Consider the following 26,977-nt stretch of genomic DNA (forward strand, 5'->3'; position numbering starts at 1 on the left):
TTTGAAAATTAAGTAATGAGGCTTCAACAATGATACCTGTCATCGCGCTGGTCGGGCGCCCGAATGTGGGTAAATCCACACTATTTAACCGCTTAACGCATACCCGAGATGCGTTAGTTGCGGATTTTCCCGGGCTAACGCGTGACCGTAAATATGGTCGTGCCGAGGTCGAGGGTCATGAGTTTATTGTTATCGATACCGGAGGTATTGATGGCACAGAAGATGGTGTAGAAACCAAAATGGCTGGTCAATCGTTACTGGCGATTGAAGAGGCCGATATTGTCCTGTTTATGGTGGATGCGCGTGCTGGGCTGATGCCTGCGGATCAGGGCATTGCCCAACATCTGCGTAGCCGCGAGAAAGCCACTTTTCTGGTGGCCAACAAGACTGATGGTATTGATCCAGATACTGCTACAGCCGATTTCTATTCACTAGGCTTGGGTGAAGTTCATGCTATTGCGGCTTCCCATGGCCGTGGTGTGACTCAGCTGATTGAAGATGTCATGGCTCCATACATGGATGCCGAAGAGCCAGAAGTAGAGCTGACAGAAGAAGAAGCCAATGCGGCCTATTGGGCGGCACAGGAAGAAACCGAAGATAGCATTCCTGAAGATGAAGAGGATGACTTTGATCCGCTGAGCCTCCCAATCAAGCTGGCTATCGTCGGGCGTCCTAACGTAGGTAAGTCCACACTAACTAACCGTATCCTCGGTGAAGATCGTGTGGTGGTTTATGACATGCCGGGCACTACGCGTGACAGCATTTATATTCCGATGACCCGCGATGAACGTGAATATATTCTGATTGATACTGCGGGTGTGCGTAAGCGCGGCAAAATAACTGAAGCAGTTGAAAAATTCTCGGTGATTAAAACCTTACAGGCAATTGAAGACTCCAACGTGGTGTTGTTGGTTATTGATGCCCGTGATGGTATTTCAGATCAAGATTTGTCTCTATTAGGCTTCATCCTCAATAGTGGGCGCTCACTTGTTATTGCGGTTAACAAATGGGATGGCATGAGCGAAGAAGCCCGTGCACAGGTTAAAGATATGCTAGACCTGCGCCTTGGTTTTGTTGATTTTGCCCGTATTCACTTCATTTCCGCCTTGCATGGTAGTGGCGTCGGTAACCTGTTTGAATCCATACAGGAAGCTTATGACTGTTCTACTAAGCGAGTGGGTACTTCCTTACTGACTCGTATTATGCAAATGGCAGAAGAAGACCATCAGCCTCCTTTGGTTCGTGGCCGTCGTGTTAAGCTGAAATATGCTCATGCCGGTGGTTATAACCCGCCTATCGTGGTTATCCACGGTAATCAGGTGACTGATTTGTCAGACTCGTATAAACGCTACCTGATGAATTACTTCCGTCGTTCACTGAAAGTAATGGGTACGCCAATTCGCATTCAGTTTAAAGAGGGTGAGAACCCATTTGCGGGTAAGCGTAATACCTTGACACCAAATCAGATGCGTAAACGTAAACGTTTGATGTCGCACCTGAAAAAAGCTAAGTAATAGCAGCAAAGCGCGGGCATCCCGCGCTTTTTGCATTTTTAGCCGCCAGCATAAAGCTAACCAAAGGGAGTTGAACGTCAGCTATGTCTTGGGAAACCTGGAGTTTTGCGTTTAGTGTCACTGTGCCCAGCTTATTGATGATGTTACTCGGTGTGCTGCTACGGCGCTTTGGTCTGATGGATGACCGCTTTTGTGATGGTGCGACCAAGTTAGTTTTTAATCTGGCGCTTCCCTGCCTGCTATTTTTCAGTGTTGCCACCAATCACGTCAACCTGATGGATAATTTGCCGTTGGCTATCTACGGGGCGGTTGGCACCTTAGTCACCTTTATCTTGCTTGAGTTGGCGGCTAAATGGCTGGTAAAAGATCCCCGAGAGCGCGGCGTGTTCGTGCAGGGTGGTTTTAGGGCTAACACTGCGATTATGGGGCTGGCCTTCGCTATGACCGCCTATGGCGATGAAGGGGTGGCTCTGGGGTCGATGTACCTAACGGTCACGGTGCTATTGTTCAATATGTTGTCGGTGATAACACTGACCCGCAGTCTGCAAACCGGGCAGGGTGGGAAAATCAGCAAGTTGGCGCTGTTACGTAGTATTGTCACTAACCCACTGATTATTGGTCTACTATGTGGCGTGGCTTATGCCCGAACCTACTTACCTATTCCCCAAGTGATTGCACAAACTGGTAGTTATATTTCAGCCTTGGCACTTCCACTGGCATTGCTCTGCACCGGGGCGAGTCTTGATTGGCATGCTATGTTCCGCTCTTCTAATGTGGCGGCATTATCATCAACAGCAAAACTATTCGTGGTGCCTATCTTAATGACCTTGGGTGGTTTACTGATGGGGTTCCGTGGTGCAACCCTAGGGATTATTTTCCTATTCTCCGCCACACCAACCGCGGCGGGTAGCTATGTGATGACTCGGGCGATGGGGGGCAATGCGGTACTGGCTGCGAATATTATTGCTATCACCACCGTCGGTTCATTTTTCACCACGGCATTGGGAATTTACTTCCTACGTTCATTGAACGTGATGTAAGTTTTGCCGAACCTTCAGGAGAGAAATTATGGATGCGTTATGTCCGGTTTGTCAGCAGGTAATGGTGCAAGTAAGCGATCACTTTCATTGCTCTCACTGCTATGGCAACTATCAACAGCAGGTAGATTGCCCGGACTGTGGCAAACCACTGCAAGTCTTGAAAGCTTGTGGTGCGGTGGATTATTTTTGCCAGCATGGTCACGGGCTGATTTCGAAAAGCCGTGTTCACTTTAGTTATCTGCCGACGGTCTGACAGGCCGGCTGGGCTGTTGGGTTGGCTGGCAAAAATCGTGCTGGCCTAGTGCTACTCCGCGGCTTTACGCTGGCGCGGCTTCTTGGTCACATTTTTCTTTGCCACGTTAATCTGGGTGATTTCACTTTCCACCCAACCATCTTGCAATCTGGTGGTGAGTTTATCGCCGGTATGCACCTGCTGGGTAGTCTTGAGTAACGTGCCTTCGGGAGTCTGCGTGACACTGTAGCCACGAGCCAGTGTGGCTAGCGGACTGACGGCTTCCAATTGTGAGCAGGCAATACCAAAGCGTTGGCGATAACCATTTAACTGGCGCTCTAGTGCCTGGCGCAACCGATATTCTTGTTGTTGCACTCGCTGATTGTAGCGGTGAATCTGCCCTTGCGGTTGAACCTGAACCAAACGCTGTTGGAGCCGCTCGGTACGTCGGCTTAATAGCCGAATCTGGGCCTGCGCGCTCTCTTCCAGTCGGCGTTGCAATTTTAATAATAGGGTTTGTTGACGAGCCAGACGCAAATGAGGGTGTTGCTGTTGAAGCCGATGCTCAAGGCGGGTGAATTGCTGGCTGCGTTGCGCCAGATAGTAATCCATCGCCATTTCCATTCGTTGCTGCTGCCCTTGAATCTGCCTGACCAACTCAATTTGGTTGCGGCTGACCAATTCAGCGGCGGCTGAAGGGGTTGGTGCACGTAAATCGGCGACAAAATCAGCAATAGTGACATCGGTTTCATGGCCGACGGCACTGACGATAGGAATGTGGCTGTTAAAGATAGCGCGGGCGACCCGCTCATCATTAAAGCTCCATAAGTCCTCTAACGAACCGCCACCACGGCCAACAATCAACACATCACATTCTGCGCGCAGATTAGCCAATTGGATGGCACGAACAATCTGCAAAGGGGCATCAGCGCCCTGTACGGCTGTCGGGTAAATAATAACCGGCAGTGATGGATCCCGACGTTGTAAAACTTGCAAAACATCGTGGAGTGCAGCACCGCTGGATGAGGTAATCACCCCGACCTGTTTGGCTGGGCTAGGCAGGGATTGTTTATGACTTTGGTCAAATAGTCCTTCGACGGCTAATTGTTGCTTGAGCTGTTCAAACTGCTGTTGCAATAATCCGTCACCGGCAGGTTGCATGCTTTCTGCAATTAACTGGTAATCACCGCGCGGTTCATACAAGGTGATAGATGCCCTGACCAACACTTGCTGGCCATTTTGTGGGCGAAACGTTGTCCGACGATTAGTGTTGCGAAACATCGCGCAGCGCACCTGAGCCCGGTCATCTTTTAAGGTGAAATACCAGTGACCAGAAGAGGGCTGAGAGAAATTGGATATCTCGGCGGTGAGCCAAATTTGGCCCATTTCCATTTCCAACAGCTGCCGAACCGTCTGATTAAGGCGGCTAACAGTAAAAATTAATGACGCAGAAGATTGTGACATGTGACCTGGATCAAGTTTTTAAACAAGCACTTAATTGATCGATATTACCTGCCTCAAACTGCTTGGCAAGAAAAATAATGAGAAAGTGCTGGAGGCAACCGATTACGCTCTGTATAATGCCACGGCAATATTTTATCTTTTTACATTCACCTTGGTGAGATATTGCCCATGCTACGTATCGCGAAAGAAGCTTTAACATTTGACGACGTTCTCCTGGTTCCAGCCCACTCCACAGTCTTGCCTAATACGGCAGAACTTGGTACCCAACTGACTGCAACTATCCGCCTGAATATCCCTATGCTGTCCGCAGCAATGGATACCGTAACCGAAGCTCGTCTGGCCATTGCGCTGGCACAAGAGGGCGGTTTAGGGTTCATTCACAAAAATATGTCCATCGAACGCCAGGCTGAAGAAGTCAGTCGGGTGAAAAAACACGAAAGTGGTGTTGTTACCGAACCACAAACTGTGACGCCAACGACAACGCTTCGTCAGGTTAAAGAACTGACTGCTCGTAACGGTTTCGCCGGTTATCCGGTAGTGACCGAAGATTACGAACTGGTCGGAATCATTACTGGCCGTGATGTTCGCTTTGTTACTGATTTGGACCAACCCGTGACTGCGGTGATGACACCGAAAGAGCGCTTGGTAACAGTCAAGGAAGGCGAAGCCCGCGAAGTTGTCCTGCAAAAAATGCATGAAAAACGTGTCGAAAAAGCGTTGGTTGTTGATGACAGCTTCCATCTGCGCGGCATGATCACCGTAAAAGACTTCCAAAAAGCAGAACGTAAGCCTAATGCTTGTAAAGACGAGCATGGCCGCTTGCGTGTTGGTGCTGCTGTCGGTGCCGGTGCAGGTAATGAAGAGCGTATCGACGCTCTGGTAGCCGCTGGCGTTGATGTTTTGCTGATCGACTCATCTCATGGCCACTCTGAAGGCGTTCTGCAGCGTATCCGTGAAACTCGTGCTAAATATCCTAATCTGCAAATTGTTGGCGGTAATGTCGCCACCGGAGCTGGGGCTAAAGCTCTGGCTGATGCGGGTGTAAGCGCAGTTAAAGTGGGTATCGGCCCTGGCTCAATCTGTACTACTCGTATCGTTACCGGTGTCGGTGTTCCACAGATCACCGCGATTGCTGATGCGGTTGAAGCGCTGGAAGGCACCGGTATTCCGGTGATTGCCGATGGCGGTATTCGTTTCTCTGGTGATATCGCTAAAGCCATTGCTGCAGGTGCTTCTTGTGTGATGGTCGGTTCTATGCTGGCGGGTACGGAAGAGTCTCCGGGTGAAATCGAGCTTTATCAGGGCCGTTCATTCAAATCTTACCGCGGTATGGGTTCTTTGGGTGCGATGTCCAAAGGCTCTTCAGACCGCTATTTCCAGACCGACAATGCTGCCGACAAATTGGTACCAGAAGGTATTGAAGGGCGTGTGGCATACAAAGGTCTGTTGAAAGAGATTGTGCATCAGCAAATGGGGGGCCTGCGTTCATGCATGGGTCTGACCGGTTGTGGCACAATTAATGAATTACGCACCAAAGCTGAGTTTGTTCGCATCAGTGGTGCAGGCATTCAAGAAAGCCATGTGCATGATGTGACTATTACCAAAGAGTCACCAAACTATCGCATGGGTTAAGTACTGATTATTTTTAGAGTCGCCTGTGCTATAAGGCGGGTGACGGTTTTTTTATTTTAATATCAATGCCCGATTAATTGGCGTTACAGCAAGGCAGCAAACGAATGAATCCCGATGAGCTTACAATAAGTAAGTGATTCGGGTGAGTGAGAGCCGCTAACACCGCTGTAACGTCAAGTAAGAAGGGGATTTTTTGGAATATGTTGCACATGACAAAAAACATCCATAAACATCGCATCCTTATTCTTGATTTCGGTTCGCAATACACTCAGTTAATCGCGCGCCGTGTTCGTGAGATCGGTGTCTATTGTGAACTATGGGCTTGGGACGTGACCGAAGCCCAGATCCGTGAATTTAATCCAAGCGGTATCATTCTTTCTGGCAGTCCTGAAAGCACCACAGAACACGATAGCCCACGTGCGCCAGATTATGTCTTCACTGCGGGTGTACCTGTGTTGGGTGTGTGTTACGGCATGCAGACCATGGCAATCCAACTGGGCGGTAAAGTAGAAGGCTCAAATCACCGTGAATTTGGCTATGCACAGGTTGAAATTAAAACTGATTGCGCACTGATTCGTGATATCAAAGATGCTATTAATCCAGCTGGTGAAGCTGTCTTGGATGTCTGGATGAGTCACGGCGACAAAGTCACGGCGATCCCATCTGATTTTGTCACTGTAGCCAGTACAGATACTTGCCCGTTTGCCATTATGGCCAACGAAGAAAAGCGTTTTTACGGTGTACAGTTCCACCCGGAAGTGACTCATACTAAGCAGGGCCAACGTCTGCTGGAACGTTTTGTTCTGGATATCTGTGCTTGCGAAGCTTTGTGGACACCTGCGACTATTATTGAAGATGCCATTGTTCGTCTGCGTGAACAAATTGGTGACGACCATGTCATTCTTGGCCTGTCCGGCGGTGTTGACTCATCCGTGACGGCAATGTTGTTGCACCGCGCCATTGGTAAACGCCTGACTTGCGTGTTTGTTGATAACGGTCTGTTGCGTCTGAATGAAGCCGATCAGGTGCTGGAAATGTTCGGTGATAAATTCGGCCTGAATATTGTCCATGTTGCAGCAGAAGATCGTTTCCTTGCTGCGCTGGCGGGGGTTGATGAGCCAGAAGCAAAACGTAAAATCATTGGTCGTGTGTTTGTGGAGCTGTTCGACGAAGAAGCGTGCAAACAAGAGCAAGTGAAATGGTTGGCGCAAGGCACCATCTATCCAGACGTGATTGAATCTGCCGCATCTGCTACCGGTAAAGCCCATGTTATCAAATCTCACCACAATGTGGGGGGCTTGCCGAAAGAGATGAAACTTGGCTTGGTAGAGCCGCTGAAAGAGCTGTTTAAAGATGAAGTCCGTAAAATTGGTCTTGAACTGGGCCTGCCGTACGACATGCTGTACCGCCACCCATTCCCTGGCCCAGGTTTAGGTGTCCGTGTACTGGGCGAAGTGAAGAAAGAGTATTGTGATTTGCTGCGTCGCGCTGATGCCATCTTTATTGAAGAGCTGCATAAAGCGGATCTGTACAACAAAGTTAGCCAGGCCTTTACTGTCTTCCTGCCAGTTCGTTCTGTTGGCGTGATGGGCGATGGCCGAAAATACGATTGGGTTGTGTCACTGCGTGCTGTTGAAACTATCGATTTTATGACGGCACATTGGGCGCATCTGCCATACGACTTCCTTGGTCGCGTTTCAAACCGCATCATCAATGAAGTAAATGGTATTTCCCGTGTCGTTTACGATATCAGTGGTAAGCCACCAGCGACCATTGAGTGGGAATAAATATCTTCTCTCCCCGATAAGATACTGCTCCATGAGTTTAGTGAAGCCTCCGATATTTCGGGGGCTTTTTTGTTTTATATCTTCATCAGAATAAAAAATGAATTCATTTTGAGTGGATTGTTCTATTAACTAGATTTTTTGTGTGTGAATATAAAAGTGCAACTCATTATGTATCGGCTCATGCAAAAATAGCATGTTTCTGCTGACTTCTTATTTAAAGGTGAGGCATGAATATCTACAATAAGGTGAGTAATATATTTTATCTATTGACTTTTATTTCATTCAATACAATATCCGATCATTTTTACGATGATAATGTCTGTTTTTATTCTGGCGATAATTATACTGAGAAAGGTGACGCTAAGAAGTTTTGTGTCCCCCATTACACGGAGGATGAATGGTTATTTAGTCAGTGGAATAATAATATATCCTCTATTAAAATCCCCTTTAATATGCAGGTTGATATCTTTAGCGATTTTTCATTTACGGGTAAGTCTGCATCACTTTATAAAAATACCAACACTACTGATTTGAGAGCGTATGGTCTGATATCAGACATCAGTTCTTATCGAGTATTACCCAAAAAATTATACCCGGACAATAAACGGATAGTGTTCAGTTACAATTCTAATTTATTTTCAGAAAAACACCTTGGCTATAATTATTATCGTAGCCGTGGATACAGTATTATCCTGGGTCGAGAAAACCAACCTACAGATGCAGATGGCCAGAGTTCGTCTATATTTTATAGTCATGCTGGGCAGATTATGACAGCATTTACAGGACAAGGGTTTGATAGAAATATCTATTGCTTACATCCAGCAGATCTAAGACAAGATGCCTTAAGTGCGGATGTCGCTTTCACCTATTGTGATTTTGGTAACCCAGGGCAACGCTGGCTTACCGAGAAGATAGAAGAGAAAGTCGTCTTTGTGAATCAAGGGACAGGGACGGCATTATCGCTGGATGATGAAGGATTTTATGTTACTTTGAATATTAAACCTAATGCTGTTAATCATCTGCCGGGTCGTGGAAGACAATCTTCTCAGCCAACAGTTGAAGTTAATAGGAATGTAATATGGTTTGATGAGGAATATATTAAAAGGCTAGGATTATTTACTGTACGACCTTTTCTTCAATATAAAGAAACATTTGAATCTATAGATGAAGTTGGTCAGCGTGAGATTATTGTTCATCATTTGGGAGAGCCAGATGATATTAATATTTACAGGGGCGGGGATAAGATAGGGAAAAATATTTACTATAATGTCGAAACTCAATATTTAATTGCTTATAATAAATCTAATGAGGAGGAGAAAATCACTGAAGCATCTTGTCTTTCATCGCTAAATCAAGGGGCGACACAGTACTCACCTCTCGCTTTTACCTATAATCGTAGTGGTTACAGTGATAACTCAATTGAGTATCGTTGTGAAAATGGTGTTGTATATAATATGTATACTCACCGATGGTATTTTATGGCTGATCAGGATTTATACTATTTAGTTAATGGGAGTGAAAATAAGGTTTTACATTTCTACATCAATGATAATCCGCAAAAAATGAATTTCCGTAGTGTATTGACTGGGCCGAAACCCGGTGAATATATTGGTCAGGCGATTAATTTTAATGAGCGAAAGTCGCAAGATGCGATATTTATTAATAATGAAGCATTGATGCATATACTTGATATGGAGAAGGGCGTTTGTGAACTCAGCACTACAACTGCTAATAGTGGCACTTACTGTGGTGGGCAGAATACCTCTTGGTCTTCAACTGATTATAATCTCTTGAATACTAATCTCCGACGTTTCTATATCCCCTGGCTGTTGCCGCAAATAGTGAATAAATTACATACAAAAGATGAATCGGCGTCTTTTCTGCAAAAAGTCGAGACCCTGAAAGACCTTTTTGCCGACAATACAAACCCACTTGCCGACAAAGCCGCGTTACAGCAACTCAAAGATTTGTTAGTGGAATTCTTGCACACGTATCACTCACGCGATTACAGCAAGGTTTGGCATCAAGTTGCATATCTCCTTAATCGTGTTGATGTATTAATCGAGTGGGGGAATAACTAGACGTTATAGTTACAAAATGTGACACAAATCACATTCTAGCTTTACCCTCCTATTGATGCGGTATAACCTTGACGAATCTTTACAACTCAACTAAATGTTTAACATCTTAATTTTATAATTCACATCGCCAACAAGGCGGGAAGTCCATTCACTATTAGTCAAGATTGCTACTGCCGCGGCATAAATCGCACGGTAGTTTAGCTCGCAGTAACCCGCATCTGTTAACGCCATGCCCCTTAGCTGCATGTCCCGATATATAACGGATGAATACTGCTTGCGTGCTCTTTTGTGGAGAAAAACATGTCGGTAACTCTCTCTCCGATACCTCAGGTGCGCGGTATTTCACGCCGCCGTTTACTGGGGTATGTCGGTGTCGGGCTAGTCACTAGCCTGATGAACCCTCTCTCTTTAGATGCTTTCGCGGCATCAACCCAAACCTCACCACAGAATTTAGAACGATTCATGTTGGTCTCCCGAGCACTGACCGGAAAACGTCAGCTCAATGCACAAGTTGGTCAGCGTATCTATCAGGTTTTGCTTGGCAAAATCGGTGGTTTCGACCAGAAGTTGGCTTTATTGCAGCCTTTGCCCGCTGGTGAACCTCTCCAGTGGTCACCTCTGGAGCAGCAAATTGCCCGCCATATCTTACAAGGTTGGTATGTTGGTGTGATTGGTACAGGGGCTGACGCCGCAGTAATCAGCTATGAAAATGCGTTGATGTTTGATGCGGTATCCGATGTGTTGGTTATTCGCTCTTATTGCCCGAATAAACCTGGATACTGGGCTGCAAAGCCTGATGTCGCCTTATAATTTTGGAGAATCTATTTATGGCTGACACACTTAAGGCAGATGTCGTCGTTATTGGCTCGGGCGTCGCGGGTGGATTGGTAGCACATCAATTAGCGATGGCAGGGAAGTCTGTTTTGGTTTTAGAAGCCGGACCGCGTCTTTCACGCTGGGAAATCGTGGAAAATTTCCGCAACCAGCCTGATAAGTCAGACAACATGGCAGCTTACCCTTCAACATCTTATGCACCTCATCCCGAATCTAACCCTAATAATAACTATTTGATTCAAAAGGGCGAGCATCCGTACGATGTGCAGTATATCCGTGCGGTTGGTGGCACCACCTGGCATTGGGCCGCATCGGCATGGCGTTTTTTGCCGAACGATTTCAAGCTGAAAACCGTGTATGGCGTGGGCCGCGACTGGCCGATTGAATATGCCGCACTGGAAAAGTGGTATTTCCGCGCAGAACAGGAGTTAGGTGTCTGGGGGCCGAGTGATGAAGATTTGGGCTCACCGCGCAGCGAACCTTATCCTATGGCCCCGCTGCCGTTATCCTGGAATGAGCAGCGCATCAAAACCGTATTAAACAGCCACAGTTTTAATGGTAGTGATTTTAATGTTGTAACCGAACCCGTGGCTCGTAACAGCCGCCCCTACGATGGTCGCCCGACCTGCTGCGGCAATAATAATTGCATGCCAATTTGCCCGATAGGTGCCATGTACAGCGGTATCACTCATGTCGAAAAAGCTGAGCGTGCTGGCGCTATCGTCCGTCCGCAAGCCGTGGTCTATAAACTGGAAGTGAATGATCAACAGCACATTACTGCCGCATTGTTTAAGGATGCGCAAGGTAATGAACATCGTGCCGAAGGCCAGTATTTTGTGTTAGCGGCCAATGGCATTGAGATTCCAAAACTGATGCTGATGTCCACCAGTGATAAAAACCCACGGGGCGTGGGGAATAGCTCGGATATGGTTGGGCGTAATCTGATGGATCACCCAGGTACCGGTGTCACCTTTATGGCCAGTGAACCACTATGGCCGGGGCGTGGCCCGCAGGAAATGACCTCTTTAATTGGATTTCGTGATGGGGCATTTCGATCAGAATATGCGGCAAAAAAGATCCATTTGTCTAACTTGTCGCGTACTGATCAAGTCACTATCGAGTTACTTTCTCAGGGGGATTTGCCGCTCGGGCCACAACTTGACGCTAAAATTCGGGATCGTGCGGCGCGGTTTGTGCAGTTCGACAGCTTCCACGAGATCCTGCCGCATGTAGAGAATCGCATTATCCCCAGTGCAACAGAGAAAGATGCCATCGGTATTCCCAAACCTGAATTTTACTATGCGATGGATGATTATGTCCGCAAAAGTGCGGTGCATACCCAGCAAGTTTATGCTGAGGCGGCAAGGTTGATGGGGGGGACTGAAGTTCAGTTCCACAATAATTTCGCCAACAATAATCACATCACCGGCACCACAATCATGGGTAATGACCCGAAAGATTCGGTGGTAGACAGTGATTGCCGCACCCATGACCATAAAAATTTGTTTATCGCCAGCAGCAGTGTGATGCCAACTGTGGGTTCAGTGAACTGTACCTTGACGATTGCCGCGCTCTCTTTGCGCATTGCTGAAACATTAAAGGCCGAGGTGTAAGATGAAAAAACTAACCCTGGGTCACTCAGTAAAATCGCTGCTGCTTGCATTAGGATGCGCCGCCAGCGGACATGCCAGCGCTGACGCTAACTTGATTGCGCGTGGAGAGTATCTGACCAAAGCTGCTGACTGCGTGGCTTGTCACACCACTAAAGATGGCAAACCTTTTGCCGGTGGTTTGGCATTTAAAACCCCGATGGGGACGCTGTATTCACCCAATATTACACCGGATAAAGAAACCGGAATTGGTCGTTGGAGCGATGAGGAGTTTTTGCGCGCCTTACATGAAGGGAAAGGGAAAAACGGTGAAAATCTCTACCCGGCATTCCCTTATACCTCTTATACCTTGCTACAGGATGATGACGTCAAAGCGATTAAGGCTTATCTGTTTAGCTTGCCTGCAGTGCATCAACCAAATCGCGAAAATGATATGCCGTTCCCATTCAATCAGCGCTGGGGATTGTGGTTCTGGAATTTAGTGAACTTTGATGGGCAGCGCTTTGAACCTGATAGCAGTAAAGATGCACAATGGAATCAGGGCGCTTATTTTGTTGAGGCGCTAGGGCACTGTGGTGAATGCCATACACCACGAAATATCACCATGGGTATGAAAGACAGTAAAGCTTATGCAGGTACTGAGATTGATGGTTGGACAGCATTCAATATTACCTCAGACCCACATGCCGGAATTGGTGGCTGGAGCCAGGAGCAGATGGTGCAATATCTGCGTAGCGGTCATGTTGATGGCAAAGCTCAGGCCGCTGGGCCAATGGCGGAAGTGATCGAGAATAGTACTCGCCACTTAACAGATAGCGATCTAAATGCTATGGCGGTTTATTTGCGCAGCTTGAAGCCTTTGAATCCGGATGATGAAACTCAGAGTCGTTCCGATTGGGGGCAGCCAGCAACCAGCGTTAATACGTTACGTGGTATGCCGTTCACGGCAGATAACAACACTGACGGCGCGCGCCTATATTTGGGTAACTGCGCCTCTTGCCATGGTTTTACCGGCGGTGGTGTGCAGGATGGTTACTATCCTTCACTGATGAAGAACTCGGTAGTTGGGGCGTCGGCACCTAATAACTTGATTAATGTGATTCTCCACGGTGTGTCGCGTAAAACTAATGATGGCGAGGTATTTATGCCCGGTTTTGCCAACACTTTGACGGATGAACAGGTGGTCAGTTTGAGTCATTACCTACTGCAACAGTTTGGCCAACCGGCATTGAATATAAAAGCTGATGATGTCAAAACATTGCGCGGAGAGTAATTTCGCTCATCATTTATAACAGACATAAGGGAGCTGAGGCTCCCTTTTTAGTTTTCTTTAATGGTTCTTTTGAAGTTCGTTCGCCAGTTTATGAGCATTCACCTGCATTGCTTTTGTTATTATAGCCGTGCTGTGAAAAAAGTTAGGGAACTTTTCACAAATTTTCACGGCCTGTTCATTAGAGCAATTTAGATTGTTGGATGTACAGTTTTGTAACTGCATAATCAGGTTTGATTTCTTTTCGGGGTCTAATATTATGTTGTTTAGTAAATGCGCTTTATTATTGATTATATCAGAGCTAAGTCTTTCTTTACCTAAATCAAAACACACTCCGCCACCACAGGATATATAGTGGACTTCATTTTCTACTCGGGTGTCATAGGTAAAAAGTCTTCTGCTCGAGAGAATGGTGTCATAGGAAATATCTGGGCCAAAAATAAAAACCACCTTATCTATTTGACTGGAATCTGTATCTAAATCGCTTATTTTCCATGGTTTTGAGCTATTATTCATGAGGTTGTGAATTTGTGATTTTTCCATGTTAGCCTTGACGTAATATTGTTTCTCACCATTTTCCAATTCAATCGAATTAAGCTGGATTACTTTTTTATCATCTAACCTCCCAACAGTGTCTCCTGGTTCAAATTGGGGGCTCAAGGCGTGGCTTATTGAATTTATAATATGGTCTATTGCATGCTTTCTGTTTTCTAATATTTCACTTTTGTTGTGTTTTTCTGATGATATATTATTCAGTTGAGAGATGTCCGTTATTGCAAAACTCGGTGCATTTGATATAGGGCCCATAAATAATCCTTTTTAAATTGACTGAATCACAAGTCTATTGTATTGAATGAATTCAAATTTACTATTCAGGTTTTTATCTGGGTTTTATTCTATACAGATGTAAAGTTATTTAATCTTTTCATTATGCCAATGCATTAAAATATAATCACCGTCATTGCTTCTACCGGTAGCAATCGGCAGCCAGCCGTTTTTTTGATAAAAAGCCAGCGCCTGCTGGTTTTTTGCTAAACATTTTAAGGAGCCATGAGTGGTAAATAGCTGTTGGGCTGCCTGCAATAATGCCTTGCCCGCCCCACGATGCTGCATTTTCGGATCAACGAACAGGTTATGCAGGAAACTCTCTTCCATAAATAGGGAGGCAAAACCGAGGTGTTCATCACCGTCGATGGCGACCAAGATGGTCTCCCCAATAGTGGATCGGTCAAAATCTTCCAGATGAAAACGCTCCCCATCCAGCCAGCTAAAAGTTGCTCGACGTGCTGCCAAATAGAGGGTGCGTAGAAATGGGCGGTCACTCTCTTGATACGGACGAACCTTGATACTCATGCTGTGGTTTACCTACGTCAGTGAAATGGATCATTGAGATGGTTAATAGAGGATTGATCTTCTATCACTTGCCCGTGATAATAACAATTCTGACTCGGGGTGCCTGCCACAAACAGTGGCATGGCTGAGATATTACCCGTATTACCTGATCTGGATTATGCCAGCGTAGGGAAGTCTCGGTATCGAAGGGTACCGTCTTCTTAACCGCCGGTTAGGAGGAATATGTACGTTCAACCTGCCGTTTTTTCTTCAGTTGTGACCACTCACATCGTGCCATTGGCCATCTTACCTACTGATATCTCAGTGGGGATGTGTTCATGATGCGCATAAATGCACTCACCATTGCTGGAACTGACCCAAGTGGTGGCGCGGGTATTCAGGCCGATCTGAAAACCTTTTCAGCATTACAAGCTTACGGCACCAGTGTTATCACCGCGTTGGTCGCGCAAAATACCCGCGGTGTTCAGTCGGTCTATCCCATCGAACCGGCGTTTGTTGCGGCTCAATTAGATTCTGTTCTCAGTGATGTGCGCATTGATAGTGCCAAAATAGGCATGCTGGCTAATGCCGATATTGTGGAGATTGTTGCCACGCAGTTGCGCCGCTACCCCATTCCATTTGTGGTACTAGATACCGTGATGGTCGCCAAAAGCGGTGATCCACTGCTGGCTCCAGAGGCGGTTGACGCCGTGCGCCAGTTGCTGCTACCTCAGGTTGCCTTAATTACCCCCAATTTACCGGAAGCAGCGGCACTACTGGGTTGTCAGCCAGCACATAATGAGCAAGAAATGTGTGAACAAGGGCGAGCACTGTTGGCGTTAGGCTGTCAGGGGGTGCTAATGAAAGGGGGGCATTTGAGTGGTGAAGAGAGCCCAGACTGGCTGTTTACCCCCAAACGTGAACAGCGTTTTGTGACTCGTCGGGTTGCCACCCGGCATACCCACGGCACCGGTTGTACCTTATCGGCAGCACTAGCAGCATTGCGCCCACGGCACGCTGATTGGGCCGATACCGTGAATGCCGCCAAACATTACCTACAAGGGGCACTGGAACAAGCCGATACCCTTGAGGTTGGGCAGGGGATTGGGCCGGTGCATCATTTTCATCAATGGTGGTAATATCTTTCATCCTTGGCACTGCTGCGGTGTTAGCGGCGCTGATGCGCCCGAATCACTGACTGATGTCAGCTCAGCGGGACTTATTCGCTTGCTGCCTTGCCGCAATGCCAATGATTTTGGATATATCCTGCGCCCTTGACACGGTTGCGGTGTTAGCGGCGCTTATGCGCCGAATCACTGGCTGATGTCAGCTCAGCGGGGCGGCCTGCCTACAACGACAATGACTGAGTATTGGATGAGTGCTACTCCGGTTTTTGTGCCAGCAAGTAGCGCTGTGTCATCGTAAACATGGCAATGGCACGTTGCAGATGATGAGCATCAAACCGGTTAAGCAGATAACTGTCTGCGCCTTTACGTGGGCGAATGCGCAGTGAGAGTTTCGGCTCGCCAGCTTCGTCCTTTATGAGGTCGAACTGATAGCTGCCAATATCTTTTTCATCTTCCCGCCAGGAAATTTGTACCGCGGATAGTGGGTTTTCTGCTGTTGGCTGCCTAATGGCAAAAAAGTAATCTCCGGCCCAAAAACCGGCGTAATCCCCATCAGCTTGTAAATGTTTAGTCTTGAAAATATGTGCGGCGGCGAGTTGGTTAATGGCCTCGGTGGTGATTTCTTGATGTGCTTGCTGCCACAGTGGAGCATTGTTTTCTAACTGCCAGCAGGCGGCACCCAGATAGTCATTCAATTCGCGCCAATCGTTATCCAACTGATGGCGCAATTCTTCCTCAAGAATATTGCGATATTGCTGCATACCACTGGGTTGGTCGCCCAGCGTTTCGTAAGTGATTAACTCCATAGTGCGCGGTTTGCGGCGAAAACTCATCCACAGCACCATTTTGGGAATACGAAATTCAATCGATTGAATGCTCAGCCGATAGCGATCACCCATGTTGACCACAAAACCATTCGCCGTTCCGCGTTTATTCTGATAATTCCGCACCACGACCACACTATTTAGTCCCATCCAGCCAGTGACATAGTGTTCACTGTCAGAGTTGGCGACATCCAGGTCAATCACCATTTGGACAATTTTGTCGCTCTCAAGTTTGTCCAGCGGATGGGCATCCTCGGCAGAGTAATACAGCTTCTCGGGGGCTTCGGGTAACTCAAGGGTTAACATGGTATGGCCTTTATCGGGAGTTTATAGCCGAGATACTCATCGACTCATTGATATCTGGTTTATAGCTTACATCAAGCTGTCATACAGATTGCGGTATAACGAGAATTAGGATGAAAATTCGTGCTATGGATCAACTTTTTCTACAGTTAGCGGTCCTAGACATGCAAACTAATATCACGCCTGCAAATTCATTGCACAGAGGCTAGTTCAAGGCCCGGCGAGTAGATTAATCAGATAATAAGGATTTTCGATAATGAAAGGTCATCAAACCCTCCATTGTCTTGTTGCTGCAGCAATACTCAGTGCCAGCCCCTGGGCTATGGCACAGTCGGCGACCTCAGTGGCATCAGCACCTGTTCAGACCGCGCCGGCTAAACCTCTTCCTACCACCGCCGACCTTCTGCAACAGCCTGTTTATAAAAATAGTTGGCAAAAAATGGTGAAGAGCCAGAAGAACCTGCCAGCATGGGCGCGCAAAGGCGTAGGGACGTCCGCACCTTATGAGGTCATCAATTGGGAAGGGCTGCAGTATAAAGTGGGGCGCATCTGTAAACCCCATGATTGCAGCAATAACTTTATGTGGGTTGCATTTAGTCAGGATAAAAAACAAACCTGGCAGGCATGGGGGATGCGAGTCTCTGTGGATGACAAGCCGCAAGCTCTGGATAACCCGAGCCAGTTTGCAACCTATCAGTGGCTGGGCCGCCCTGATGAGAAGGTGCAGGCCATGTTGAAACAGCAGCTACAGCAAGATCCTAACTGGCATTAGTTAATACGGAGCATGATAATTAACTATCATTATTATGCTCCGGTCATTGAGGTTGCGAATAGGATCAGCCCACTCCGGCCTGATGCAGGTCATGCAGATTGATAGCTCCGACCAACTTCCCTTCCAGATTGACCACCGGGGCGGCACTAATATGATGTTGGTGCAATGCTTCCAGCGCTTCGCCAGCACGCCATTGTTCGGGTAACCGGTAGCCCGGCCGGGTAATCGCGCCGGTGAGCGGTTGTTGTAAAGTCCCGCCTTTGACTAACCAGCGGCGCAAATCACCGTCGGTGAAAACTCCCACCACTCGTTGCTTCGGATCGCAAACCGCCACCAGCCCTAATCCGGTGCGGCTTAGTTCTAGCATGGCTTCCATCACACTGTCAGATTCATTAACCACTGGTAAGCGGTCACCGGTTCTCATTAAATGATGAACTCGGTTAAGTAACCGCGCACCCAAACTGCCACCGGGGTGTGAGCGGGCAAAATCTTCGGCATTGAAGCCGCGATGGCGCATTAAGGCCATTGCCAGCGCATCCCCCATCATCAGGGTATTGACTGCGCTGGATGTTGGCGCTAACCCCATTGGGCAAGCTTCGTGTTCAACACTAATGTCCAGCACGCAGGCAGCACCGAGCGCGAGTGGCGACTCTTTACCCCCGGTAATGGCAATCACCGGAATTTGATTTTCGGCCAACAAAGGTAAAATTAAATCCAGTTCTTTAGCTCGGCCTGAATAAGAGATAAAAATCAGCACGTCTTGTGGGCCTATCATGCCCAAATCGCCGTGTAATGCTTCAGCAGGATGAACGAAAAAGGCAGGGGTGCCAGTGCTGGCCAGTGAAGCTGCGATTTTTTTGCCAATATGACCAGATTTGCCGATACCGGAAACCACCGCTTTGCCGGTACAGGCCAATAATAATTCACAGGCCCGGACAAAATTATCATCTAAACGTGATAACAAGCGCTGAGCTTCGGTCAGTTCAATTTCCAGGGTTTCACGGGCATAGGTAAGCAGTGGATTAGTCATCTTTATCAACCAGAATGATGTTAATGCCCATTTTCTGCAGTTCTTGCAAATACTCGTCGCTAATACCTTTATCTGTAATCAGGGTATCAACAACACTTAGCGCACAAACTACATTCGGGCTTTTACGGCCAAATTTGGAAGAGTCAACGAGCAGGATGATGCGACTGGCGGCGTGACACATTGCAGTACTGACATGATAAACTTCGTTAAACGTGGTGACACCGGCATTAAGATCTACACCATCCGCGCCGATAAACAGTTTATCAAAACTAAATTTATCAAAAGCAGACTCTGCCAGACTACCATGAAAAGAGGCGGAGCCTTTACGGTAAGTACCACCTGGCATCAAAATGGTCTGATCGTTATCCAACTCGACCAATTCATTAACGATATGCAGGCTATTAGTCATCACCGTAATATTGTTGAATTTGGTTAGGTGTGGCACCATTTGCAGCACTGTACTGCCCGCATCAAAAACCAAACTATCACCGTCTTTAATTAATTTACTGGCAGCTTTGGCGATCTGTTTTTTCTTTTCAGTATTAATATGTGTTTTACGATCAATGGGTTGCTCTACATCATCGCGATTTAATACTACCCCTCCGTAGGTACGAATGACTGCCCCTTCATGTTCAAGGCTGGTTAAATCTTTGCGGATAGTGGTGCCGGTAGTCGAAAAATGGGCGGCGAGTTGATCGACGGCCGTTTTACCGTGTTGCTGGAGATATTCCAGGATAGCGACTTGTCGCTGCTTTGGTTTCATAACGATTCCTGCTCAAGTATTTCCATTGCCTCTTTTTCAGGCATAACTTTCACATGAAAAAGAATAACTTTCATTGTGAAAATATCATGATTTCGGTTTAATCGCTAATGATAGTGCAGTTTGACATGCTGTATCCGTAGGGAAGATCACATCCGGGATTAAATCCTGCTGATGTAACCCGTGAAGGTGCACTAATGTACGTGGACGAGCAAAAACGCTGATTCCCCGCATAATCATGCTGTCGCTGACGCGCATATTTTCATCAAAAGCCAGTGCCATTACCACTCTGGGTTTAAACCGGCCACCAGAACGGCCAACGCCGACTGATTTACTGTGCTGGCATAATCGATCAAAAGCGCGATTAAACCGATTAATTTGCCACCAGCCGAGCAAAATTTGCAGTACCCAGGCAATAATAACAACGGTAATTAGTGCGGATGTTGGTGTCATGTTTTGCCCCTTTTACTCTGTGCCCTTGGCGCTACAGCGGTGTTTGCTGCTCTGCTGTAACGCCAAGGGTTTTGAGTCAATAACGTTATATTCGCTTTAAAACATCACTTGCCCACCGGTGATATTAATTGATTGGCCGGTACAGTAGGCCGCTTTATCACTGGCATAGAACAGCAGGGTGTTTAATACATCTTGGTAATCACAACCCCGTTTTAGTGGCACTTTATCGGTATAATACTTTTCAACTTCTTCTGGCTTAATGCCCAATTTAGCTGCGTATTGCGGTAAAAGTGACTGGAACATCGGCGATTTTAACAGATTGCCTAGCATCAGCGAATGCACGGTGATACCGTAATCCGCCAAATCCAGAGCCAATGATTGTGTCAGACCGACACCACCAAACTTCGCTGCACTGTAACCGGAGTTGTGTTTGCTGCCCACTTTACCTGATTTAGAATTGATTTGGATGATGCGACCAGCAATACCATCACGAATCATTAAACGGGAGAATTCACGGGCGCATAAGAAATAGCCCACCAGATTCACCTGTAGTGAACGGTCGAAATCATCCAGAGGGAAGTCTGTAATCGGGGCGGCTTTGGCGATACCCGCGCTGTAAACCAATAAATTGGTTTGCTGGAAGCTCTGGTCGACGGCTTTTGCCAGCATCTGCACGCTGTTTTCATTGGTGGCATCAACCTGAAAACCTTGTGCGCTGCCAGCGCCATACTCTGCATTAATCTGATCGGCGACTAACTGCGCGTTATCTGAATTTAAGTCAGCAACTGCCACTTTATAACCTGATTCGGCCAGACCGTGGCACAAAAATGCGCCCAGAGTTTGTCCACCGCCGATAACTACTGCTACTTGTGTCATATACACCTCCAGTACCCTTGGTCATTGACGCTCAGCGGTGTGAGTTCCAAATCACTGGTGCGAGTCAGTGATCCGGAACTATTTGCTGCAACTTCAATGACTTTGGGTATAAATTAATAAATAAATTAGCGAATAAATTTCAATGAACTGCCGACAGGAATGTCACTGGGTGTTGGACCAATGACATGAATGGAACCGGGAAACTCAGGTTGCTCATCACCATTAAAACGGATAGTGACGTGGCCCAGTTCACGCAGATTCTGGGTGGCAACTTCACCTACCGCGGTGATGACATAACGCTGTTGTGCCAGTTCCATAATATTGCCTGCCTGTAATTCTCCATCGGTTGTGCTGTGCTGGTGGATAAAACAGAACTCTTCAATATCTTTTGGTGCCCCTTCGCGGAAGGTGATGAGCATGTCATCCAACAGCGCCTCGCGGGCGCTGTCACCGATATTGATAATGGTTGTCTGATAAATAATATTCATACGTACATCCTTAACCGTTGAATGTATTACAGAAAATCTTTTTTATAGTCTTGCCGATGTTGTAAGTCTTACTGATAAATAAACGCTGATGCCGCCCAGGCAATCAATACTGTTGGCGCACCTGTTAAGAAGCGGCCTACCAATACGGATGGGACACCCACACGTACGGTATCTTGCTTCGCTTCAGCCAGAGACAGACCCACCGGGATAAAGTCACATGCTGCCTGAGCATTAATCGCAAATAACGCAGGTAGGGCTAATTGTGGTGGGATATTCCCCAAACCAATTTGTACCCCAACCAATACGCCGATAACTTGCGCAATAACCGCCCCTGGGCCTAAGAAAGGTGACAACAGCGGGAAGGAGCAGATCAGTGCCAAAAGTACTAATCCTATTGGGCTGCTGGCCAGCGGTGTTAAGCCGTGGGCAATAAAATCACCCAAACCGGATGCCATGATGATGCCGATTAATGCTGACACGAAGGCCATAAACGGCAGGATAGTTTTCAGTACGGTATCAATGGTGTCGCGACCTGACTGGAAGAAAACGGCCACGACAGACCCCATACCCATGCCAACTTTTGCCAGCAAACCATCACTTTGTTCGGTGATTTTCTTGCTGGTGTCGTAATCACGTCCCCCTTTAGCTGAGGTTGTCTCCGCCGCTTTTGGCTTGGTTTCAACCGGTTCTGCGGCTGAAACGGTAGCGGTGGCATTGTCAGTTTCACTGATTTTCTGAATGTTTTTTTCACGTACACCGGAGACATAAATATCTTCCAGTATGTATTGCGCCATTGGTCCAGATTGACCGGTTGAATGGATATTTACCGTCGGAATACGGCGCTTTGGGTAAAGGCCACACCGTAAGGTTCCGCCACAGTCGATGATAGCGACCGCTATCTCTTCTGCAGGTGGTTCGCCTTCTTTAAATCCATCCACCGCTTCCCAGCCAGTCAGCTCACTGATGCGGTCAATAATGGCCGGGCGGGTACCGGCAGTGATGTAAACAATTTTTTTACCGGGGACGATTGGCAATACGAGTGGGCCACCCCAACCGCCTTCGCCTTTTTCAATCCGGATAAATTCACTCATGATCTGCTCCACACTGTCTGTCGTTAACTGAGATTAAAAGTTAACTGACCTATTAAAGTTGTACGGTACGATCCAGACGGATACCCATCTTGCGTTCGAAGATAGATGTCGTCAGGTCAGTCACCCAGCCGCGGAAGAAGTTGGTGACCAACCCAACCAAGAAGTAGCTCACCGCCAGCGGACCTAATGGCAGGCCTAGAGTGGTTAAACCACTGGCTATACCGAGGAATACAAACAATTCACCAGGGTTAATATGTGGGAACAAACCATTCATTGAGTGACAGCTATAAGAGGCGGCTGCGTAATAACTTGGTTTGTATTTTTCTGGCATAAAGCGCCCGAGACTTAATGTCATCGGGTTACAGAATACAAAGGTACCGATCAGTGGCAGTAACAGATAACGAGAAACAGGATTACCTGCACAACGTTGAGCCAGTCGTTCAATTCTGTCCTGACCGACAAATTTGATCAGGGCATTCATGATGACTAACAAACTAATTAATAAAGGTAAAATCCCGGTGACCATTCCAACAAAAACTTCTCCCCCTTTTTGGAAGAGTCCGATAAACCACTCGGCTCCATGGGTTATAAGTTCAATCATTCTTTTTCTCCTGTAATCGAGGTTATGGCTGTTTTTATGAATCCACTTATAACTGTGTGCTATGAATGGAAATTTAAGACACCGCCTGTTAACGCGGTTTCAAAATGCTGAGGTATCAGAATGAACTTCATCATCTTGTCTGTCGCCATGTGCACTACCATAATCATTTTTTAGATCTATTTATCGCATATAGATCACACTTTGAAAGATAAATCTTTCAAAGTGAAGTTTATAAATGAAAGAAAATTGAATTGAAATGAAAGTTTATTTGTAAGGAAAGGATGTTAATCCAAGTAAGTATGGGGATAAAGCCGGGGATAGACTAAGCGGAGTGGCTAATAAAATAGAGGATAATCATGGGCTAACCATTGGCAGCCCATGTATGGAGATTAACCCAGCAACTCGCAATTGGGGGGAAGGCGGCACTGAATAGCATTAGGGATGACTTCAATGCGGAAATGTTTACCTGAAAGTGGTTCACCATCCAGATTGAAGGTTATTTCATGTGGTGCAGTGATTTCAAGCCAAGGTAACATGGTCTCAACCACGTTTTTGTTTTTCTCACCACTAAACACGCTGGTGAGAAAAGCGGGCAGTAATTCCTCAGCAATCAGCAAACGTAATTGCAGCAAGCCATCATTAATCAGCGCCTCGGGGCAGAGAGGTTGCCCACCGCCCGCTTGACGACCATTACCAATCCCTATCACCAAAGCATCACCGGACCACTCGAAGCTGGGGCCACGGATTTCACAACTATCGGCTTTAATCGTATCCATGCGCATCAGACCATGAATAAAATAAGAGGCACCGCCGAGCACTGCTTTGAGCTTGTCCGGGGTTTCAGTGGTAATGCGGGTACCAAAACCACCGGTGGCCATATTGATAAAATAGTGTTCACCATTCACTTGCGCTAAATCGATGTCAACGCTGCGGCCTTTGACCGCTAATTGCAATGCATTCTCTATTTGCAGTGGGATATTACAGCTGGTGGCAAAATCATTGGCGGTGCCTAGCGGCAAGATACCCAAGCTGGGACGATTAGCCTTAGGCAATGCCATTAGCGCAGTAACCACTTCATTGATTGTGCCATCTCCGCCACCGGCAATGACCGTCTCAACCTGTAAGGCAGCAGCTTCCTCCACGTAGCGTTTAGCATCGCCCTGCTCCCAAGTGACACGAACATGAAAAGTTACGCCTTCCTCACGCAAGTTTTTGACTGCATCGCGAACATCAAGATTACCTGACCCCTTACCGTTGAGAATGAGAAGGGTATGTGGCATTGACGTCATAACTTGCTCCAGATCATTTCTGCAATAAGGATAACAATAACTCATACCGGTTTAATTTACCTATCAGATTATTCAAGGAATAATGGGGAATATCACTGATGGTTAGGCTTAATAAAAATGGGTTTAATTTTTACTGGAATATTTATTTGGCTGGGATAATTATTATCTTCAGTAGGATAATTCGTGGTATCAGTTTTTTCTTATTATTAGTTAATGGCTTAATAAGAATCATTAATAACAACAAATTAATAAAAGTTAACTATTATCAATGCATTAGAGATAAAAAAGAAAAGGCCAGCCCAAGGGAGATTGGGCTAGCCAAGGAGGTGGTTCCTAGTCTTGCTTTAAAACTTTTTTAGTTCTTGATTGTACTCGAGCTATGCTACCCCAGTGTATTTATAATTGATGTGATCCATTTCTAATATTTGCTAAAAAATGCCATCTTATCGATGGCATTATTTTTTATTGCTTTACGTTACGCTTTTTCATGGGGATTTCGACTATTTGTCCCGTTTAGATTACGTATCAGTAAGCCATATTCTACATTGATGTCCTCTGGGATCGGCAAATACATGATATGCCCATTACCCGGCGCGATATCTGCTGGCTGACCTTTTTTATCCTGCATACTTTCGAGTGTGAACTGGATATTACCGTTTGGCGTCATCAATTCAACACTGTCACCGACCGAAAATTTATTTTTGACCACCACCTCAGCTAAACCATCACGACGGACGCCGGTGAACTCCCCAACAAATTGCTGGCGCTCTGATACGGAATAGCCATATTCATAAGTTTGATGTTCTTCATGCACATGGCGGCGTAGGAAGCCCTCGGTATAGCCACGGTGAGCCAGACCTTCCAGAGTGGTCAGTAAAGTGGGGTCGAAAGGTTTACCGGCGACAGCATCGTCGATAGCGCGGCGATAAACTTGCGCGGTACGGGCGCAGTAATAGAATGATTTAGTCCGGCCCTCAATTTTCAGCGAATGCACCCCTAATTGGGTCAGTCGCTCCACATGCTGGATGGCGCGCAGGTCTTTGGAGTTCATGATGTATGTGCCATGCTCATCTTCAAAAGCCGTCATATACTCGCCGGGGCGCTGTGCTTCTTCAATCATAAATACTTTGTCTGTGGGCGCGCCGATACCCAGTGTTGGTTCGACATTTTTCACCGGAATAGGTTGGTGGATATGCACGATATTGCCAATATCGTCTTCTTTTCCTTCCTGAACGTTATATTCCCAGCGGCAGGCATTGGTGCATGTACCCTGATTAGGGTCACGTTTATTGATGTAGCCGGAGAGCAGGCAACGGCCTGAGTAAGCCATGCACAATGCGCCGTGGACAAAGATTTCCAGCTCCATGTCAGGGACTTGAGCTCGGATTTCTGCTATTTCTTCCAGTGATAACTCGCGAGATAAAATTACTCGAGTTAATCCCATTTGCTGCCAGAACTTGACGGTAGCCCAGTTCACGGCGTTGGCTTGCACTGACAGGTGGATATCCATCTGTGGGAATGCCTCACGCACCATCATGATTAAACCGGGATCGGACATAATGAGGGCATCTGGCCCCATATCAATCACCGGTTTTAAATCACGCAGAAAGGTTTTCAACTTAGAGTTGTGCGGGGCAATATTGACCACCACATAGAAGCGTTTGCCAAGGGCATGCGCTTCCTGAATACCTAATGCCAGATTCTCGTGATTGAATTCATTATTTCGCACTCGCAGGCTATAGCGCGGCTGACCGGCATAGACGGCATCTGCCCCATAGGCAAAAGCGTAGCGCATGTTTTTCAGGGTACCGGCCGGTGATAATAATTCCGGTGTAAAAGGCATATTTGATGATGGTGTAGATGACGACATATAGTGGCTCTCAGTCTGAGTTCAAGTCAGAACCACGCCCGAAGGGAGTGGCTTTACCCCACATAATGAGTGTTACGGGTAGGCTGTTAGCCAGCAACCCTGCGACCTCATGTATGAAGGGGATAAAAGCCGGGGATTGTAACCTCGTGCTTCTCGAAAATCAGCCATCGCACAATTTTTGTAGGGTTTAAATGATCTGGATCAATTTAAGCGATTTTTAGTGGTTTTGACGCGAGGAAGTTAACTATTTTTTGCATAAAAAATAGTTTTAAAATGCGCGGTCACTTGCCCCGCGCATCTATTCTTAGGTAAAAATAGCTCTATCGAATGATTAAAAATTACAGCGTCAGATCTTTAATTGTCGTGGTCGGGCCATTTTTTGTAACAGAGGCAATGCCATTTTTGGCGGCAGCTTCAGAACTGTAGGATTCGCTGATACCAATAACTTGATGGTTTTTTGCTTTCAATACGAAATAAGGTTCATTTTTCGTATTGTGCTTCAGTTCATACTGGCTTTCATGCGGGGAGTTACTTTGCACTGAGGTGATGCCATTCTCAGCCGAAGCTTTACTGGCATACATCTCACTGGAGAGAATAATTTCGCCATTGCTGGCTTTTAGATTGAAATAGTATTGCCCATTCTTTGCCTTTTTAATCTCATAGTGACCCATGGCCATAGTTTTGCTCCTATTGGTGG

25 protein-coding genes and 1 riboswitch are annotated in these 26,977 nt (G+C 46.7%); of the genes, 11 read left to right on the forward strand and 14 right to left on the reverse strand.

The genetic code is table 11. The features are described from left to right. Nucleotides 1-29 precede the first annotated feature (29 nt). The 3 genes from der (at nucleotide 30) to DJ58_RS17515 (ending at nucleotide 2,807) form a co-directional block, all read left to right on the forward strand. On the forward strand, nucleotides 30-1,514 hold the full coding sequence (gene der, locus DJ58_RS17525; protein ID WP_004707875.1) for a ribosome biogenesis GTPase Der: 1,485 nt from the start codon (nucleotides 30-32) through the stop codon (nucleotides 1,512-1,514). 83 nt (nucleotides 1,515-1,597) lie between these two features. Next, nucleotides 1,598-2,554, forward strand: coding sequence for an AEC family transporter (locus tag DJ58_RS17520; protein ID WP_004707873.1), 957 nt, complete (start codon nucleotides 1,598-1,600; stop codon nucleotides 2,552-2,554). Between the two features lie 28 nt (nucleotides 2,555-2,582). Further along, complete coding sequence (locus DJ58_RS17515) at nucleotides 2,583-2,807, forward strand: zinc ribbon domain-containing protein (protein WP_004707871.1); 225 nt, start codon at nucleotides 2,583-2,585, stop codon at nucleotides 2,805-2,807. Nucleotides 2,808-2,858: 51 nt separating this feature from the next. Here the strand turns inward: DJ58_RS17515 and xseA are convergent, their stop codons facing one another. Next, entirely contained in the window at nucleotides 2,859-4,250 is a 1,392-nt protein-coding gene (gene xseA / locus DJ58_RS17510; RefSeq protein WP_004707869.1) for an exodeoxyribonuclease VII large subunit, read from the reverse strand. A gap of 168 nt (nucleotides 4,251-4,418) precedes the next feature. On the opposite strand from xseA, the gene guaB reads away from it, so the two are divergent. The 6 genes from guaB (at nucleotide 4,419) to DJ58_RS17480 (ending at nucleotide 13,467) form a co-directional block, all read left to right on the forward strand. Then, nucleotides 4,419-5,882 carry an IMP dehydrogenase gene (gene guaB / locus DJ58_RS17505; RefSeq protein WP_005172545.1) on the forward strand — a complete coding sequence of 488 codons (1,464 nt, stop codon included), beginning with the start codon at nucleotides 4,419-4,421 and terminating at the stop codon, nucleotides 5,880-5,882. 209 nt (nucleotides 5,883-6,091) lie between these two features. Then, nucleotides 6,092-7,669, forward strand: coding sequence for a glutamine-hydrolyzing GMP synthase (gene guaA / locus DJ58_RS17500; protein WP_032910753.1), 1,578 nt, complete (start codon nucleotides 6,092-6,094; stop codon nucleotides 7,667-7,669). Between the two features lie 227 nt (nucleotides 7,670-7,896). Continuing rightward, the gene (locus tag DJ58_RS17495; protein ID WP_004707865.1) at nucleotides 7,897-9,750 is read left to right on the forward strand and encodes a hypothetical protein; all 1,854 of its coding nucleotides are present in this window, start codon (nucleotides 7,897-7,899) and stop codon (nucleotides 9,748-9,750) included. Between the two features lie 300 nt (nucleotides 9,751-10,050). After that, a complete protein-coding gene (locus DJ58_RS17490) occupies nucleotides 10,051-10,560 on the forward strand; it encodes a sugar dehydrogenase complex small subunit (RefSeq protein ID WP_032910721.1) in 510 nt (169 codons plus the stop codon). Nucleotides 10,561-10,577: 17 nt separating this feature from the next. Further along, nucleotides 10,578-12,197 carry a GMC family oxidoreductase gene (locus DJ58_RS17485; protein ID WP_004707861.1) on the forward strand — a complete coding sequence of 540 codons (1,620 nt, stop codon included), beginning with the start codon at nucleotides 10,578-10,580 and terminating at the stop codon, nucleotides 12,195-12,197. Nucleotide 12,198: 1 nt separating this feature from the next. Next, nucleotides 12,199-13,467, forward strand: a complete 1,269-nt coding sequence (locus DJ58_RS17480) for a cytochrome c (RefSeq protein ID WP_004707859.1) — start codon at nucleotides 12,199-12,201, stop codon at nucleotides 13,465-13,467. Nucleotides 13,468-13,524: 57 nt separating this feature from the next. Here DJ58_RS17480 and DJ58_RS17475 read toward each other — a convergent pair whose 3' ends face one another. Together DJ58_RS17475 and DJ58_RS17470 are read right to left on the reverse strand one after the other, a co-directional pair. Further along, the gene (locus tag DJ58_RS17475; protein ID WP_004707857.1) at nucleotides 13,525-14,271 is read right to left on the reverse strand and encodes a hypothetical protein; all 747 of its coding nucleotides are present in this window, start codon (nucleotides 14,269-14,271) and stop codon (nucleotides 13,525-13,527) included. Nucleotides 14,272-14,376: 105 nt separating this feature from the next. Next, entirely contained in the window at nucleotides 14,377-14,817 is a 441-nt protein-coding gene (locus tag DJ58_RS17470) for a GNAT family N-acetyltransferase (RefSeq protein WP_004707855.1), read from the reverse strand. Nucleotides 14,818-14,902: 85 nt separating this feature from the next. After that, nucleotides 14,903-15,006, forward strand: a riboswitch (TPP riboswitch). Between the two features lie 128 nt (nucleotides 15,007-15,134). Here DJ58_RS17470 and thiD point away from each other — a divergent pair. Continuing rightward, complete coding sequence (gene thiD / locus DJ58_RS17465) at nucleotides 15,135-15,935, forward strand: bifunctional hydroxymethylpyrimidine kinase/phosphomethylpyrimidine kinase (RefSeq protein WP_004707853.1); 801 nt, start codon at nucleotides 15,135-15,137, stop codon at nucleotides 15,933-15,935. A gap of 242 nt (nucleotides 15,936-16,177) precedes the next feature. Here the strand turns inward: thiD and DJ58_RS17460 are convergent, their stop codons facing one another. After that, nucleotides 16,178-17,053 (reverse strand): hypothetical protein, encoded by an 876-nt coding sequence (locus DJ58_RS17460; protein ID WP_004707850.1) that lies wholly within the window; start codon nucleotides 17,051-17,053, stop codon nucleotides 16,178-16,180. Between the two features lie 253 nt (nucleotides 17,054-17,306). Between DJ58_RS17460 and DJ58_RS17455 the strand changes: the two genes are divergently transcribed. Continuing rightward, a complete protein-coding gene (locus tag DJ58_RS17455) occupies nucleotides 17,307-17,822 on the forward strand; it encodes an inhibitor of vertebrate lysozyme family protein (RefSeq protein WP_004707848.1) in 516 nt (171 codons plus the stop codon). 64 nt (nucleotides 17,823-17,886) lie between these two features. Here DJ58_RS17455 and gutQ read toward each other — a convergent pair whose 3' ends face one another. From gutQ to DJ58_RS17400, 10 genes are all read right to left on the reverse strand, one after another. Further along, on the reverse strand, nucleotides 17,887-18,852 hold the full coding sequence (gutQ, locus tag DJ58_RS17450; RefSeq protein WP_032910720.1) for an arabinose-5-phosphate isomerase GutQ: 966 nt from the start codon (nucleotides 18,850-18,852) through the stop codon (nucleotides 17,887-17,889). Then, a complete protein-coding gene (gene srlR, locus DJ58_RS17445; RefSeq protein WP_004707844.1) occupies nucleotides 18,845-19,615 on the reverse strand; it encodes a glucitol operon DNA-binding transcriptional repressor SrlR in 771 nt (256 codons plus the stop codon). Before srlR ends, gutQ begins: the two co-directional genes overlap by 8 nt. Before the next feature lie 84 nt (nucleotides 19,616-19,699). After that, nucleotides 19,700-20,065: a transcriptional regulator GutM gene (gene gutM / locus DJ58_RS17440; protein WP_004707842.1), complete on the reverse strand. Its 366-nt coding sequence runs from the start codon at nucleotides 20,063-20,065 to the stop codon at nucleotides 19,700-19,702. Nucleotides 20,066-20,161: 96 nt separating this feature from the next. Further along, the gene (gene srlD / locus DJ58_RS17435; protein ID WP_004707839.1) at nucleotides 20,162-20,941 is read right to left on the reverse strand and encodes a sorbitol-6-phosphate dehydrogenase; all 780 of its coding nucleotides are present in this window, start codon (nucleotides 20,939-20,941) and stop codon (nucleotides 20,162-20,164) included. 125 nt (nucleotides 20,942-21,066) lie between these two features. After that, the gene (srlB, locus tag DJ58_RS17430; RefSeq protein WP_004707837.1) at nucleotides 21,067-21,429 is read right to left on the reverse strand and encodes a PTS glucitol/sorbitol transporter subunit IIA; all 363 of its coding nucleotides are present in this window, start codon (nucleotides 21,427-21,429) and stop codon (nucleotides 21,067-21,069) included. A gap of 68 nt (nucleotides 21,430-21,497) precedes the next feature. Next, nucleotides 21,498-22,520, reverse strand: a complete 1,023-nt coding sequence (gene srlE, locus DJ58_RS17425) for a PTS glucitol/sorbitol transporter subunit IIB (RefSeq protein WP_032910719.1) — start codon at nucleotides 22,518-22,520, stop codon at nucleotides 21,498-21,500. A gap of 52 nt (nucleotides 22,521-22,572) precedes the next feature. Beyond that, a complete protein-coding gene (gene srlA / locus DJ58_RS17420; protein WP_032910718.1) occupies nucleotides 22,573-23,121 on the reverse strand; it encodes a PTS glucitol/sorbitol transporter subunit IIC in 549 nt (182 codons plus the stop codon). 389 nt (nucleotides 23,122-23,510) lie between these two features. Next, nucleotides 23,511-24,401 (reverse strand): lipid kinase YegS, encoded by an 891-nt coding sequence (gene yegS / locus DJ58_RS17415; RefSeq protein WP_080544615.1) that lies wholly within the window; start codon nucleotides 24,399-24,401, stop codon nucleotides 23,511-23,513. A gap of 484 nt (nucleotides 24,402-24,885) precedes the next feature. After that, nucleotides 24,886-26,253 (reverse strand): prephenate-dependent tRNA uridine(34) hydroxylase TrhP, encoded by a 1,368-nt coding sequence (trhP, locus tag DJ58_RS17405; RefSeq protein WP_004707830.1) that lies wholly within the window; start codon nucleotides 26,251-26,253, stop codon nucleotides 24,886-24,888. Between the two features lie 365 nt (nucleotides 26,254-26,618). After that, the gene (locus tag DJ58_RS17400) at nucleotides 26,619-26,957 is read right to left on the reverse strand and encodes a YegP family protein (RefSeq protein ID WP_004707828.1); all 339 of its coding nucleotides are present in this window, start codon (nucleotides 26,955-26,957) and stop codon (nucleotides 26,619-26,621) included. Nucleotides 26,958-26,977 lie beyond the last annotated feature (20 nt).

It is taken from the genome of Yersinia frederiksenii ATCC 33641 (assembly GCF_000754805.1).
Taxonomy (GTDB): domain Bacteria; phylum Pseudomonadota; class Gammaproteobacteria; order Enterobacterales; family Enterobacteriaceae; genus Yersinia; species Yersinia frederiksenii.